Annotated in this window: 9 protein-coding genes and 1 tRNA gene; 6 read left to right on the forward strand and 4 right to left on the reverse strand. The window is 44.4% G+C overall.

The annotated features are described in order from the left end of the window. Nucleotides 1-85: 85 nt before the first annotated feature. Nucleotides 86-2,917, reverse strand: coding sequence for a DNA polymerase I (gene polA, locus B4Q04_RS06755; RefSeq protein ID WP_013993703.1), 2,832 nt, complete (start codon nucleotides 2,915-2,917; stop codon nucleotides 86-88). Nucleotides 2,918-2,975: 58 nt separating this feature from the next. Continuing rightward, nucleotides 2,976-3,965: an isoaspartyl peptidase/L-asparaginase family protein gene (locus B4Q04_RS06760; RefSeq protein WP_088696320.1), complete on the reverse strand. Its 990-nt coding sequence runs from the start codon at nucleotides 3,963-3,965 to the stop codon at nucleotides 2,976-2,978. A 63-nt stretch (nucleotides 3,966-4,028) separates the two neighbouring features. On the opposite strand from B4Q04_RS06760, the gene B4Q04_RS06765 reads away from it, so the two are divergent. The 3 genes from B4Q04_RS06765 (at nucleotide 4,029) to B4Q04_RS06775 (ending at nucleotide 6,416) form a co-directional block, all read left to right on the forward strand. Further along, entirely contained in the window at nucleotides 4,029-4,751 is a 723-nt protein-coding gene (locus B4Q04_RS06765; RefSeq protein ID WP_088696412.1) for a copper homeostasis protein CutC, read from the forward strand. A gap of 48 nt (nucleotides 4,752-4,799) precedes the next feature. Next, the gene (locus B4Q04_RS06770) at nucleotides 4,800-6,023 is read left to right on the forward strand and encodes a metallophosphoesterase (RefSeq protein WP_013993706.1); all 1,224 of its coding nucleotides are present in this window, start codon (nucleotides 4,800-4,802) and stop codon (nucleotides 6,021-6,023) included. A gap of 96 nt (nucleotides 6,024-6,119) precedes the next feature. Beyond that, complete coding sequence (locus B4Q04_RS06775; RefSeq protein ID WP_013993707.1) at nucleotides 6,120-6,416, forward strand: thioredoxin family protein; 297 nt, start codon at nucleotides 6,120-6,122, stop codon at nucleotides 6,414-6,416. 131 nt (nucleotides 6,417-6,547) lie between these two features. On the opposite strand, the gene B4Q04_RS06780 is transcribed toward B4Q04_RS06775, so the two are convergent. Further along, complete coding sequence (locus B4Q04_RS06780) at nucleotides 6,548-9,934, reverse strand: DUF2723 domain-containing protein (protein WP_088696321.1); 3,387 nt, start codon at nucleotides 9,932-9,934, stop codon at nucleotides 6,548-6,550. Between the two features lie 298 nt (nucleotides 9,935-10,232). On the opposite strand from B4Q04_RS06780, the gene B4Q04_RS06785 reads away from it, so the two are divergent. Next, a tRNA-Gln gene (locus B4Q04_RS06785) sits at nucleotides 10,233-10,304 on the forward strand. A 45-nt stretch (nucleotides 10,305-10,349) separates the two neighbouring features. On the opposite strand, the gene B4Q04_RS06790 is transcribed toward B4Q04_RS06785, so the two are convergent. Then, entirely contained in the window at nucleotides 10,350-11,717 is a 1,368-nt protein-coding gene (locus B4Q04_RS06790) for a cation:proton antiporter (protein WP_088696322.1), read from the reverse strand. Between the two features lie 192 nt (nucleotides 11,718-11,909). Here B4Q04_RS06790 and rimP point away from each other — a divergent pair, with 192 nt between their 5' ends. Together rimP and nusA are read left to right on the forward strand one after the other, a co-directional pair. Then, nucleotides 11,910-12,371, forward strand: coding sequence for a ribosome assembly cofactor RimP (gene rimP, locus B4Q04_RS06795; RefSeq protein WP_013993710.1), 462 nt, complete (start codon nucleotides 11,910-11,912; stop codon nucleotides 12,369-12,371). 16 nt (nucleotides 12,372-12,387) lie between these two features. Continuing rightward, nucleotides 12,388-13,620, forward strand: a complete 1,233-nt coding sequence (gene nusA / locus B4Q04_RS06800; RefSeq protein WP_013993711.1) for a transcription termination factor NusA — start codon at nucleotides 12,388-12,390, stop codon at nucleotides 13,618-13,620. Nucleotides 13,621-13,626 lie beyond the last annotated feature (6 nt).

Genomic DNA, 13,626 nt, shown 5'->3' on the forward strand with positions numbered 1-13,626 from the left:
CTGTTCCGTTTGGAACGGGAGTGTAAAAGTAATTATGAAAAAGGCTTTAATCCAAAAAATGTTGTGAAAAGGAGGGTTTTGTATGTCAATGTGCTTCCAACCAATCTTGTCCGATTCCGACTTCTACATCTAAAGGTACTGATAGGGTATAGGCGTTTTCCATCTCCGATTTGATAAGCGATTTCAATTCGTCCAATTCGGGTTTAAAGATGTCGAATACCAATTCATCATGTACTTGTAACAGCATTTTAGATTTGTAGTTGCCTTCGGTCAGCTTTCTGTGGATGTTGATCATCGCTATTTTTATGATGTCGGCGGCACTGCCCTGGATAGGGGCGTTGACGGCGTTTCGCTCTGCGGCTCCGCGAACCACTTGATTGCTTCCGTTGATGTCCTTTAGATAGCGGCGACGGCCCAAGACGGTTTGTACGTAACCGTTTTCACGGGCGAAATCGATCTGTTCGCTCATGTAGTTGCGAAGCTTGGGGTAGGTTTTGTAATAGGTGTCGATCAGTTCTTTGGCTTCCGAACGCGATAGGTCGGTTTGGTTGCTAAGTCCGAAGGCCGAAACCCCATAAATGATTCCGAAGTTTACGGTCTTGGCGTTGCTTCTTTGTTCACGGGTAACTTCTTCAATGGGTACGTTAAAAACTTTGGAAGCGGTAGAGGCGTGAATGTCTTCGCCGTTTTTAAAGGCTTCGATCATAGTGGTCTCTTCACTTAGGGCGGCAATGATGCGCAATTCGATTTGAGAGTAATCCGCCGCCAATAAAATATAGTTTTCATTGCGGGGCACAAAAGCTTTACGTACTTGACGGCCCCTTTCGGTACGAATGGGGATGTTCTGTAAATTCGGGTTATTGCTGCTTAAGCGGCCGGTTGCGGCTACGGTTTGCATATAGTCGGTATGGATTCTTCCGGTGGAAGGCTCCACCTGTTCGGGCAAGGCGTCGACATAGGTGCTTTTTAGCTTGGCCAATCCACGATACTCCAATACATTCCTTATGATCTCATGGTCTTTGGCCAGGTACGATAATACGTCTTCCGAGGTAGAGAACTGTCCCGTTTTGGTCTTTTTGGGTTTGTCGACCAGCTTCATTTTGCTGAACAGTATTTCCCCGAGTTGTTTGGGCGATCCTATGTTGAACTCTTCGCCTGCATCTTGGTAGATTTTTTGCTCAAGGGTCTTGATATCGTTGTTCAGGTCTTCGGAAAGGGAGTTCAGAAACTTTTCGTCAAGCTTGATGCCTTCCAGTTCCATATCGGCCAAAACACGTAATAAGGGGATCTCGATGTCTTTAAAAAGTACATCTGTTTTTGCCTCGGCCAGTTCGGGTCTGAAGTGTTCTGCCAATTGAAAGGTGATGTCGGCATCTTCTACCGCGTACTCCGTTTGTTTTTCTAACGGCACATCGCGCATATTTAATTGGTTCTTTCCTTTTTTACCTATAAGCTCGGTGATTGAAATAGGGGTGTAGTTCAAATAGGTTTCCGAAAGCACGTCCATATTATGGCGCATATCGGGGTTGATAAGGTAGTGGGCCAACATGGTGTCGAAAAAAGTACCCCGTACCTTAATATGGTATTTGTCGAGAACCTTGATGTCGTATTTTAGGTTCTGGCCTATTTTTTCAATGGTTTCCGATTCAAAGAAAGGTCGAAGTATTTCGATGAGTCCTTGGGCTTCCTCTTTGTTTTCCGGAAAAGGAATGTAGTATCCTTTGGTGGCCTCCCAAGAAAATGCAATACCTACAAGTTGGGCCTCAAGTGGATTCAAGGATGTGGTTTCGGTGTCAAAGCATACCGAGGGCTGTTTCATCAGGTTCTGCATAAAGAGCTTCATGGCCATGCCCGGTGCTACGCTTTGGTAGACGTGGGCTACGTCTTTTATGGTCTTGCGGCTCGAGCTGTCTTTTATGGTTGCCGGTGAGGCCCCATCGCCACCGAAGAGTGAAAACTGACCGCTTCCGGCCGACGAGGATTGTTTTTTGCCGGTATCGGTACTACTAACTTGGGTCGGTGTTTCCGCTTCGCCCGAAAATATTTTTATAAATTGGTCTTTGAGTCTTCTGAATTCCAGTTCTTCAAAGATTTCCTGTACCTTCTCGCTGTCGGGTACCGAAAGTTCGTAGTCTTCCGCGTTGAAGGTTACGTCGCAATCGGTGCAGATGGTCGCTAGTTTTTTAGAGAGTAGGCCTAGTTCTTTATTGGCTTCGACCCGCTCTTTCATTTTCCCTTTTAATTTATCGGTGTTGGCCAATAGCTCTTCCATAGACCCGAACTGTTCAATAAATTTCTTGGCGGTTTTATCGCCTACACCAGGCAAGCCGGGAATGTTGTCACTGGCATCGCCCATCATACCGAGATAGTCGATGACTTGTTCGGGGCGTTCAACGCCGAAACGTTTCTGTATTTCTGGAATGCCCCATATTTCGATTCCGTTACCCATTCGGGCAGGGCGGTACATGAATATGTTTTCGGAGACCAATTGGCCAAAATCTTTGTCGGGGGTAACCATGAATACTTTATAGTCTTCTTTTTCGGCCTGTTTTGCCAAGGTACCTATGATGTCATCGGCTTCCCATCCTTCTAGGACTACGGAAGGAATATGCATGGCCTTGAGAATGTTCTGTATATAGGGAATGGCTATTTTTATGGCATCGGGCGTTTCGTCGCGGTTGGCCTTGTATTCAGGAAATAATTCGGTGCGTTCGGCACTCCCTCCCTTATCGAAGCAAACGGCCAAGTGATCGGGTTTTTCACGCTTGATTACGTCAAAAAGCGAATTCATGAATCCCATGATGGCAGAGGTGTCCATGCCTTTGGAATTGATTCTTGGGTTTTTTATAAGGGCATAATAGCCGCGAAAGATTAGTGCGTAGGCGTCTAAAAGGAAGAGTCGTTTTTGTTCTGGCATTTTATAGTTTTTCAAAAGGTTTCAAAGCTAATCAAGTTTTTGATTTCTTTTTAGTGTTTTACGATTTGATATAGCTTTCCGAAGGATTATTAACATGTCCTTCCTCCGAATACGACCGAAAGGTAAAGCCCGGGTGAATACAGTAACTGCCTGTTTCGCCCTTTTTATTGATAGCGATAAATCCGATTTGAAAATCGTCCCTACCTTTATTTTTGGCCATAATGCGTTTCACCCCTTCTTCACAGGCTTCTTGGGGCGATTTCCCCTGGCGCATCAATTCAACAATGAGAAAGCTGCCTACGGTACGTACGACTTCTTCGCCCATTCCGGTTGCCGTGGCGCCCCCAATTTCGTTGTCGACAAAAAGTCCGGCCCCTATAATCGGGGAATCGCCTACGCGTCCCGCCATTTTGTATCCCATGCCGCTGGTGGTACAGGCTCCTGAAATATCCCCCTTCTTGTCAATGGCCAGCATGCCGATGGTATCGTGGTTTTCAATGTTTATAATAGGTTTGTATTGTGAGGTCTTCTTCCATTCCAGCCATTCTTGTTTTGATTTCTCGGTAAGGAGATTGGTTTTTTTGAACCCCATTTCATAAGCGAATTGTTCGGCGCCTTTTCCCGCGAGCATCACATGGGGTGTTTCTTCCATGACCTTGCGGGCTACTAAGATCGGGTTGGCGATGTTCTGTAGGGCCAGTACGGCACCGCAATTGCCGTCCTTGTCCATAATACAGGCGTCAAGGCTTACGTTTCCGTCGCGGTCCGGTCTGCCGCCCACCCCAACGGTCTGGTTGCTCGTGTCGTTTTCTTCTACCATTACGCCTTGGGTAACGGCATCTAAAGAAGAGCCGCCCTCTTTTAATACTTCCCATGCTTTTGAGGATGCATTGAGAAAATTCCAGGTGCATATAACGATAGGTTTTACCGGCTTATGATATTTTTCGGTGGTCGGGCCGGTGATATTTTGTGGGGAAGCCAATATCGGACCTGAAATCAGTCCCGCGGTAGCCGCGGTAGATTTTTTTAGGAAGTTTCTTCTTTGCATGGTCTAAGGATTTCTATTTTAGGCGTAGTTTTAAAAAACGTTTGGGCATTAAATATAAGTAAAATGCTAGTAGAAGTCTGTGCCAATTCATTGCAATCTGCGCTAAACGCCCAAAGGGCGGGGGCGGATAGAATCGAACTTTGTTCCGAACTTGCCGTCGGGGGGATTACCCCTTCCTATGGTCTCTTAAAATCGGTTCGCGAAATGATTTCAATACCCGTTCATGTCTTGGTGCGCCCCCGTAGCGGTGATTTTACTTATACTTCCAATGAGCTGGAAATCATGAAAGAGGATATTGCCCTTTGTGTGGAACTGGGTTTTGATGGAATTGTTTCAGGGGTTTTAAAGACGGATTTTTCTTTGGATATAGATCGGACCAAGAAACTGATAGAGGCTTCCGGAAGCTTGAAGTTTACCTTTCATCGGGCCTTCGATTGGGTTCGGGATCCTCGGGAAGCCTTCGGACAACTTCAATCTTTGGGAGTGGACTATGTGTTGACTTCGGGGCAGCGGCCATCGGCCGTTGAGGGAATGGCCTTGCTGAAAGAACTCCTAAAAGACGAATCGAACTGTGTTCTTATGCCCGGTGGAGGGGTGAAGCCGACCAATGTTGAAACCTTTATGGCCGAGGGCTTTAAGGCCGTGCATTTGTCGGGAACCAAATTTTTTAGGACCTTGCCCGAATCCAATAGGGTTTCTATGAACTCGGCCTCCTTTTTAAGCGATACGGAAATAGCCCTTACCGACCTTAATACTATAGAAGATGTTGTAAATAGGGTTAAATAAAAACTAAATGGGGCGATCTTGGCGTTAGATTGAAATATCTTTGCGGCTATGCTACGTTGGATTATATTTATTGTCGTTTATATTGTAATGGGCCTCTATACTTTGCAGGCACTGAAAACCGTAACCCGATACCCTTGGGTATACTATCTGTTTATAACGGTCGCCGTACTGGTGCTGGGTAATTTTGTTTATCAATTTACCTTGGGAGAAGAAGAAGGTAGGGTGTTGAGTCGGTCAAAAAGTTACGCTTTTGGCTTTTTGCTCACCGTGTTGTCTTTTCAATTGGTCACCATTCTATTTCTTTTTTCAGAGGATATCTTTCGGTTTTTCTCTAGTGTCTACTTCAAGTTTTCGGGTCGGTCAAAAGAATTTACCTTGCCGGAACGCCGGAAGTTTTTGAGTATGATAGGGCTTGGGCTGGCGGCGATTCCGTTTGGGGCCCTGCTTTACGGAATGTACAAAGGCAAGTATAACTTTAAGGTATTGAAGTATAATTTAGAGTTCGACGATTTGCCGGAAGCCTTCGATGGGTATCAGATTACCCAAATATCCGATGTGCATAGTGGTAGTTTTGACAATAGGGAAAAAATAGAATATGCCATAGACCTTATCAATAAGCAAAAGAGCGATGTGATTTTGTTTACGGGGGACATGGTCAATAACAAGGCCGAGGAAATGCTTCCTTGGGCGGATTTGTTTTCGACCCTTGAGGCTGCCGATGGTAAGTTTTCGGTTTTGGGAAATCACGATTACGGAGATTATGTAGATTGGGAAACCGAAGAGGCCAAGCATAAAAATTTAGAAGATCTAAAGGCGCTACAGCGCGATATGGGCTTTGATCTATTGCTCAACGAAAATCGATATTTGCAGAAAGGCGATGACAAAATTGCCTTGGTCGGAGTCGAGAACTGGGGGCGTGGCGGATTTAAAAAGGCCGGTGACCTTAGAAAGGCCGTGGCCCATGTGAATCAAGAGGACTTTAAAATCTTGATGAGCCATGATCCTTCGCATTGGGAAGATGTGGTCCTTCATGATGACTACCATTATCACCTTACTTTGAGTGGTCATACCCATGGTATGCAGTTCGGGATTGAAATTCCCGGTTGGGTCAAGTGGAGCCCGGTAAAATGGCGTTACAAATACTGGGCGGGCATCTATAATGAGCTGGGCCAATACATTAATGTAAACCGGGGTTTTGGCTTTTTAGGCTATCCGGGAAGGGTTGGTATATGGCCGGAAATAACCGTAATTACACTTAAAAAGAGGGCTTAACACGATTTTAACGCCGCGTAAAGTCTATAAAATTTGGGCTATAGGTGGCTATTTAACATTTTTTCTTACTTTTGGATCCTAACCCAATAACTACGTATGTCAAAGTTTGGTGAACTTATAGATTTGAAAATCCCTGTTCTTTTGGATTTTTATGCGGATTGGAACGAGCAATCGAATACCATGCACGCCGTTCTGCGCGATGTTGCGGCTGCTTTGGGTGACAAGGGAAAGGTCATAAAGATCGATGTGGACAAGAACAAGGAGCTTGCCCAGGCACTTCGTGTTAAAGGTCTTCCTACCTTGATGATTTACAAAAAGGGCGAAATGGTATGGCGGCAGAGCGGTGAACAAGATGCCAATACGCTTATCGGTATTCTAAAGGAATACGTTTAGAAGTTATATATAGTGAATTGTTTTACTGAAATTCAGCTTAGGCAATTCTAAGGTAATTCTGTCGATGGCAGAAATAGAAAAAGCCGGTGTGAACATTGTTCGCACCGGCTTTTTTAGTGATATAAAACGCATTAATTGGTTTCGGGTATCAGCACTGTGTCTTTTATGGTTTCTAACACGTTTACGGCATCCTTGGCGGTTGTGTCGGAAATAGGGGTGCTGTCTTCCAAGTCGGGGTTTTGTCCTGGTTCTAGCTCGTCTTCCTCCAATAGGCTGTTTTTGTAGAAATGTTCGAACTTTTCAATGTATTCATTGAAAATCAAAGTTTCCTTTTCTGCCATTTCACGGTCGTTGTTACCGATCAAGATGTCGATGTTTCTGCGGTAACCTTCCATGTCGCCTATAATTTCATCTATCTTTTTATACTGCTCATCCAAAGGTATGCCAGCATAGTAATCCAAGCGGTCTTGGTAGATGTATTTTAATTTTCCGAAAAGTTCCCTGGCTTTGTTGGTTTCGCCAACTTTGTAATAGCCATCAACGAAAGGTTCGACAAAGGTGTAGTACCCGAAATACTCTACAGGGAGGTTTTTCATGGTAATGTCGATAATGTTCTTCGCCTTTTCAATTTTCTCTTCTTTCAGCAATTGTTCGAGTAGTCTCGCCAGATTACTTCGGTACGATAGCCCTTGGATACGGGTCTGTGGATCGTGATAGATGTCAGGGCTTCCTGAGTTGCCCCAGTCCCAGTTGGTCACCACTTCGTACATTAGGTCAGAATCTATCCTTCCCATTTCAAAAGAATTCTTTCGTTTTGTTTCTATGGGAACCAACTTATAGGCCATGCCGTCAAGCTGTAAGTAGTCTTTCATCCAAATAAATTCGGCATCGTCAAAACTTCCTCCTGAAAAGTAAATCGGGCGCTTCCAGTCGTTGTTGGCAATGATGTCAAGCATCATCATACTCTTTTTGGTAATGGCGCTCTTTGGCAATTCGATATCGATATAGTCAACGATAAGTGCCGAGTCCTTTTCTTTGACCAAGCCGGTCTCCAAAACGTTTTTCTTGTTTACCGGTATGCGAAGCTTGTTCGTGGGGTAGTAAACAATGTTCTGGCTGCTTTCCGAATAGGCGCCTAAATCTATGTTCTCTTGCCTTTCTAAGATATATTTTAGCTTGGTTTGCGGGTTGTCGCTATCGACCCATTTGATAAAATCTTGAATAGACCATCGGCTTTCCGATATCTTTTTGTTGAAAAGTGGGTCTACCGTTTGGTAGTATAGAACATCACGCGATCCCCATCGGTACTTGTCGTGGGAAATCTGTGAGGGTATGGCCTCGCTCTCATAGGCCTTCCTTTTCATTTGGTCAATATACCAGTCGGTTTCAAAAAGGCTGGTACATACAATACGTACATCGGTGCGATAGCCTTCGATTTCTTGGGCGTACCAGAGGGGGAAGGTGTCATTATCGCCAATGGTAAAGAGTATGGCGCCCGCATCTTTTTGGCAAGAGTCTAAATAGGCCTTGGCCGATGAATTTGCGGTGTACCGATTAGATCGGTCATGGTCGTTCCAGTTTTGAACGGCCATTACCGTCGGAACGGCCAAAAGACAGACTATGGTTATGGCCGGGGCCAGTATTTTTGGGGCCAGGTATTTTTTCATTTCGTCAAAAAGACCGTAAACCCCCAAGCCTATCCATATGCCGAAAATATAAAATGAGCCTACAAGCGAATAGTCGCGTTCACGGGGTTGGAAAATGTAGGGGTTGGTATAAAACTGAATGGCCAGACCCGTGAATAAAAAGAAAACGAGTAAGACCCAAAATTGTTTAGGGTTCTTGCTGATCTGGAATAGAATGCCTACAATACCCAGTATAAGGGGCAATAAAAAATAAGTGTTTCTAGCTTTATTGTTTTTTACTTCGTCGGGCAGGTTGTTTTGGCTTCCCAAGCGCGCGCTGTCAACGAGGTCGATGCCGCTAAGCCATTCGCCATTACCGTTGTAGCGCCCTTGTACATCGTTGTTTTTACCGGCGAAGTTCCACATAAAATACCTCCAGTACATATATCCAAACTGAAACTCTACCATGTAAACGATGTTCTGCCAGATCGATGGGGGTTGGACTTCAAGGTAGTCGCCAAACCTTCTTAGGAAGCTAATGTATTGCTCGGCGTCTATTTCGCCTTTGGCAAAACCTTCCTTTACTTGGGTGGCTGCTTGTCTCAGTTCTTCGTTGGATTGTTTCAATTTAAAATCTAAAGGACCGAAGTAGCGCATGTAATTTTCGGCATGTTGGCCGCTCCACATACGGGGCAGGAAGCCAATGTGTTTGGGGTCGTCGCCCGGTACCGCACCTTTGTAGTGGTTTACGATAACGTACTTGCCCAGTTTTTCGTCTTTTTCATATTTGGGGGCTTCGTCTTTGTCTTCACCGCCCTCGCCAAAGGTATTGGAGTAGTAGGTTCCGAAAAAAGGGCTGTCTACCCCGGGATATTGCTCCCTGTTGTAGTAAGCCAATAAGGCACGGGCGTCTTCAGGGTTGTTCTCGTTGATGACCACCCTGGCGTTCGCACGGATAGGAAGCATCATCCATGATGAGAATCCTAAAAAGAGAAACATTAGGCAAAGCACGATGGTGTTTGCCGTTTTGTAGTTGTTTTGTCGGGTATATCTCAATCCGAAGTAGAATGCGGCAATAAAAATAAGCCCCATGATTATGGTACCCGAATTAAAGGGAAGGCCGATAGTGTTGATAAAAAAGACTTCGCTCCAGCCAAAAAGTTTTAAAACGTAGGTCAGGGAAAACTTGTACACCAACATTAATACCGCAATCACGGCAAGATTCGCCACTAAAAAGTTCTTTACGGTCGTCTTTTCGTAGGTCTTGAAGTAGTAGAGGAGTCCTATGGAAGGTATGGCCAAAAAGCCCATGAACTGTACCCCGAACGTCAGTCCGACAACGAATGAAATAAGAACGAGCCACTTATTGCCCCTAGGGTTTTGAAGGTCGTCGGTCCATTTCAGTCCGAGCCATAACAAGAGGGCCATGAGTAAACTCGCGGTGGAGTATACTTCGGTCTCAACGGCATTGAACCAGAAACTATCGGAATAGGTGAAAGCCAGTGAGCCAACGATACCGCTGCCAAAAATGGCAATGGCCTTACTGTTGGTAATGACATCGTCCTTTCCTTTTATAAGTTTTTGGGTGAGATTGGTAATCGTCCAAAACATAAAAAGAATGGTAAAGGCACTCGATACGCCCGAAACATAATTTACCATACGGGCCACCTGGTCAGGTTCGATGGCGAACATGGCGAAAAATGCGCCGATCATTTGTAACAGTGGTGCCCCTGGGGGGTGACCGACCTGCAGTTTGGCCGAAGTGGCTATGTATTCACCGGCATCCCAAAAGCTGTTCGTGGGTTCAACGGTAATGGCATAAGTGATAAGGGCTATAAAAAAGACGGACCATCCAAGAAGATTGTCCCATTTTTCGAAGTTCTTTGAAAACATGTACTACGTGGTTTAACCAATGTGGCGAATTTACTAATTAATATACATATGCAAGGCCATTTTTGATAAACCTTTAACAGGCAATTTGTAGGAGGAATACGAATTTCTATGTCGTCAAGGCTTTGCGGGCAAGTCTTGTGTTTATAAAAATGTGTCAAATTGTAGATTTTATGGTGTTGAAAATCTGTAAGTTGTGTAGATTTTAAATTATTGTAGCAGAAAATGTTTGTGCAAACCAAACTTTGTTTTAAATTTGCACGCTCAAATGCTGAACTTGTTTCAGTGACAATTACGGTAATGGCCTATGGTGTAATTGGCAACACAGCTGGTTTTGGTCCAGTCGTTCTAGGTTCGAGTCCTAGTAGGCCAACAAAAATTAAAAAACCCGATACTGCAAAGTATCGGGTTTTTTGTGTTAAGCCGTTTCGTTCCCGTAATCGGGCGGGTCTTTCTTGTCGTAAGGGGTTTCAAAGGTGTGTTCTTCGGGAGTTTCCGTTTCAAGGGATTCGTTTTGAAGTTCGTTGAGTTCGTCTTCGGCCGCGTTGCGGGCCAGCATCTCTTCGTCTATTTCGTCTAGCATGGTGCCCATTTTCTTCTTGTCGCGAATCATGGCCCAGGTCATGATCAGGCTGGTGGCTATGATGACAAAGAGTAGGATGCCCGATTCAAAACCCGCCACTTCTGCTTTTTTGGGAATGGCGTAGAAGAGTAAAATGGTAATCAATCCCCGTGGGGCGATAAAAACCTGGGGGAAAATGTCCTTGCCGATAAAAAGCCTTAGCATGCCATATCGAATGACGTAGATAGAGGCGATGATCAATATGCTGACTAGGGCAACGTTAATGCTAAAAAGTGAAGAAAGAACGATGGTTATACCAAAGATGACAAAGAAAAAGGTACGAACGACAAAGGCGGTCTCGAGGGTGATGATATGTAGCTCATGGTAAATCTGCTGCATCTTTTCCTTTTCGAGAAAAATAGCGGTCTTACCCGGAAAAAAGAGCTTGACGTTGGCGATGACCAATCCGAACACTAAAATAATGATCAAGGAAGACAGGTGCATTTTCTTTCCGATGGCGTAAAGCAGTAAGAGTACCGCAATCAATAAAAATTGCTTGGCCTGGCTTTTTATTTTTTGAAAAATAAGTACTAGGGCGTAGCTGGCAACAATGGCGATGACAATGGTGAGAACGATATTTCCGCCGAAGGCCAGGGCGCCCGTGTCGGTCTCGGGGTCTAGGGTTCCGATCAGGAAATAGAACATCATGATTCCCATAATATCGGAAAAGGTGCTTTCGTAAATATGGAATTCCTTTTTGTCTTCGCGTAGTCCGCTCACGCTGGGTATGATTATGGCGCTCGATAATATCGATAGTGGGGTGGCATAGAGCCAGGCCGATTGCATGCTCATGCCGTCGATGAATTGATGGAGTACAAGGGCTGCTACCCATGCCGAGGCGACCAGGCCGACCAGGGCAATGGCCATAGATTTTAGAATGGGTATCAGTTTTTCTTTTTTGAGTTCGAGTTCTAGCGCGGCTTCGAGCACGATCATGATCAGGCCGACGGTTCCGATAATTTCAAGGGTGCCGCGTAGGTTCTTTTCAAAATTGATCTCGGCGCCCATAAGGTGTTTTAGGCCGAATTGTAAGAGAACGCCTAAGACGATCAGCATGAGAACGGAGGGGATGTTGGTCTTTTTCGAGATGCCGTTAAACCAGAATGATATGATCACAATGGCCGAGGCTCCGATGATCATATTGTAAGAAGATAAGATTTCCATGGGCTGTTGATTGGGTTGGGTGTTTTGAATCTATTGTAAAATTGTTAATTTTATATGAATAACTATGATATAAAACTCTTTAAGTGAAAGCTATATTGTCGGAAATAAAAAAATCGTATATTTGCATCACTGAAAGGATATAAAAGTATTCATGAGGGGACAATTTGGTCCTCTTTTTTATTTCTAAATGTTATGTTGAAGGACAAGGTCAAGGCACTTTTAGACGATGCGCTGGCAGCGGATGACACGTTATTTTTAATCGATTTTTCGATGTCTGCCGATAACCATATAAAAGTGGTTTTAGATGGCGATGAAGGTGTAACGGTGCAAGACTGTATGAAAATTAGTCGTGCAATAGAACATAATTTAGATCGCGATGAATACGATTTTTCATTGGAGGTCGCTTCGGCCGGTGCAGCATCGCCGATAGTGATGCCTCGGCAGTATACTAAGAATATAGGTCGAAAGCTCATGGTGAGAACCGAGGCGGAGACCTTTGAAGGAAATTTAACCGGAACTACCGATGAAGGTATTGTGCTGGAATGGAAGGCACGGGAACCCAAACCCATTGGAAAAGGGAAAGTTACAGTTCAGAAAAAAGAGGAAATCAATTTTTCTGACATCAAGGAAGCAAAAGTCATTTTAAAATTTTAATGGTAATAGTAGCGTAATGGAAAATATTGCACTGATTGAGTCTTTTTCGGAATTTAAAGACGATAAATTCATAGATAGGGTAACGTTGATGGCCATTTTGGAAGATGTATTTCGAAGTGCCCTCAAGAAGAAATTTGGCTCTGATGACAATTTCGATATCATTATCAATCCAGATAAAGGCGATTTGGAAATATGGAGAAATCGTGTAGTAGTCGAAGATGGAGAGGTTGAAGAGCCTAACGAAGAGATATCGCTTTCCGAAGCGCGTAAGATCGAGCCCGATTTTGAGGTCGGGGAAGATGTTTCCGAAGAGGTAAAGTTGATCGACTTGGGTAGAAGGGCTATTTTGGCACTGCGCCAAAACTTGATATCTAAGATACACGAGCATGATAATACTACTATTTACAAGCAGTTTAAGGATTTGGAAGGTGAAATTTACACCGCCGAGGTCCACCATATTCGTCACAAGGCCATTATTTTGTTGGATGATGAGGGAAATGAGATTATTTTGCCAAAAGATAGGCAGATACCTTCCGACTTTTTCAGAAAGGGAGATAATGTGCGAGGTGTGATCGAAAGTGTGGAGTTGAAAGGAAGCAAGCCTACCATCATAATGTCTAGGAGCTCCCCTAAATTCTTGGAACAATTGTTTTTTCAGGAGATTCCAGAGGTGTACGACGGACTTATCACCATTAAAAAAGCGGTTCGTATTCCTGGGGAAAAGGCAAAGGTTGCCGTTGACTCGTATGATGACCGTATCGACCCTGTAGGTGCCTGTGTGGGTATGAAGGGTTCGAGAATTCATGGCATAGTTCGTGAATTGGGTAACGAAAATATCGATGTAATCAACTGGACGGCTAACCCTCAGTTGATGGTAACCAGGGCGTTGAGCCCGGCAAGGGTGTCTTCGGTAAAGTTGAACGACGAGAAGATGACCGCCCAGGTGTACTTAAGACCCGAAGAGGTTTCAAAGGCCATTGGTAGGGGAGGACACAATATTCGTCTCGCGGGTCAGTTAACTGGTTATGAGATAGATGTATTCAGGGAAGGGGTCGAGGAAGATGTGGAATTGACCGAGTTTACCGATGAAATCGATGCATGGATTATAGAAGAATTTAAGAAAATAGGATTGGATACAGCTCGTAGTATATTGGAGCAAGATGTTGATGATCTTGTTAAGCGTACCGACCTCGAAGAGGAAACAATTTTGGAAGTTGTGCGCATTCTTCGGGAAGAATTGGAAGAATAGCTATGA

Origin of the sequence: Zobellia sp. OII3 (assembly GCF_002211465.1) — a bacterium.
Lineage (GTDB): Bacteria > Bacteroidota > Bacteroidia > Flavobacteriales > Flavobacteriaceae > Zobellia > Zobellia galactanivorans.

Bases quoted from the DNA above. Each gene is read 5' to 3' on its own strand.
- B4Q04_RS06775 (WP_013993707.1), top strand. From the start codon at position 6,120: ATGTCAAAGTTTGGTGAACTTATAGATTTGAAAATCCCTGTTCTTTTG.
- B4Q04_RS06765 (WP_088696412.1), top strand. From the start codon at position 4,029: ATGCTAGTAGAAGTCTGTGCCAATTCATTGCAATCTGCGCTAAACGCC.
- polA (WP_013993703.1), bottom strand. From the start codon at position 2,917: ATGCCAGAACAAAAACGACTCTTCCTTTTAGACGCCTACGCACTAATC.
- B4Q04_RS06760 (WP_088696320.1), bottom strand. From the start codon at position 3,965: ATGCAAAGAAGAAACTTCCTAAAAAAATCTACCGCGGCTACCGCGGGA.
- rimP (WP_013993710.1), top strand. From the start codon at position 11,910: ATGTTGAAGGACAAGGTCAAGGCACTTTTAGACGATGCGCTGGCAGCG.
- B4Q04_RS06790 (WP_088696322.1), bottom strand. From the start codon at position 11,717: ATGGAAATCTTATCTTCTTACAATATGATCATCGGAGCCTCGGCCATT.
- B4Q04_RS06770 (WP_013993706.1), top strand. From the start codon at position 4,800: ATGCTACGTTGGATTATATTTATTGTCGTTTATATTGTAATGGGCCTC.
- B4Q04_RS06780 (WP_088696321.1), bottom strand. From the start codon at position 9,934: ATGTTTTCAAAGAACTTCGAAAAATGGGACAATCTTCTTGGATGGTCC.
- nusA (WP_013993711.1), top strand. From the start codon at position 12,388: ATGGAAAATATTGCACTGATTGAGTCTTTTTCGGAATTTAAAGACGAT.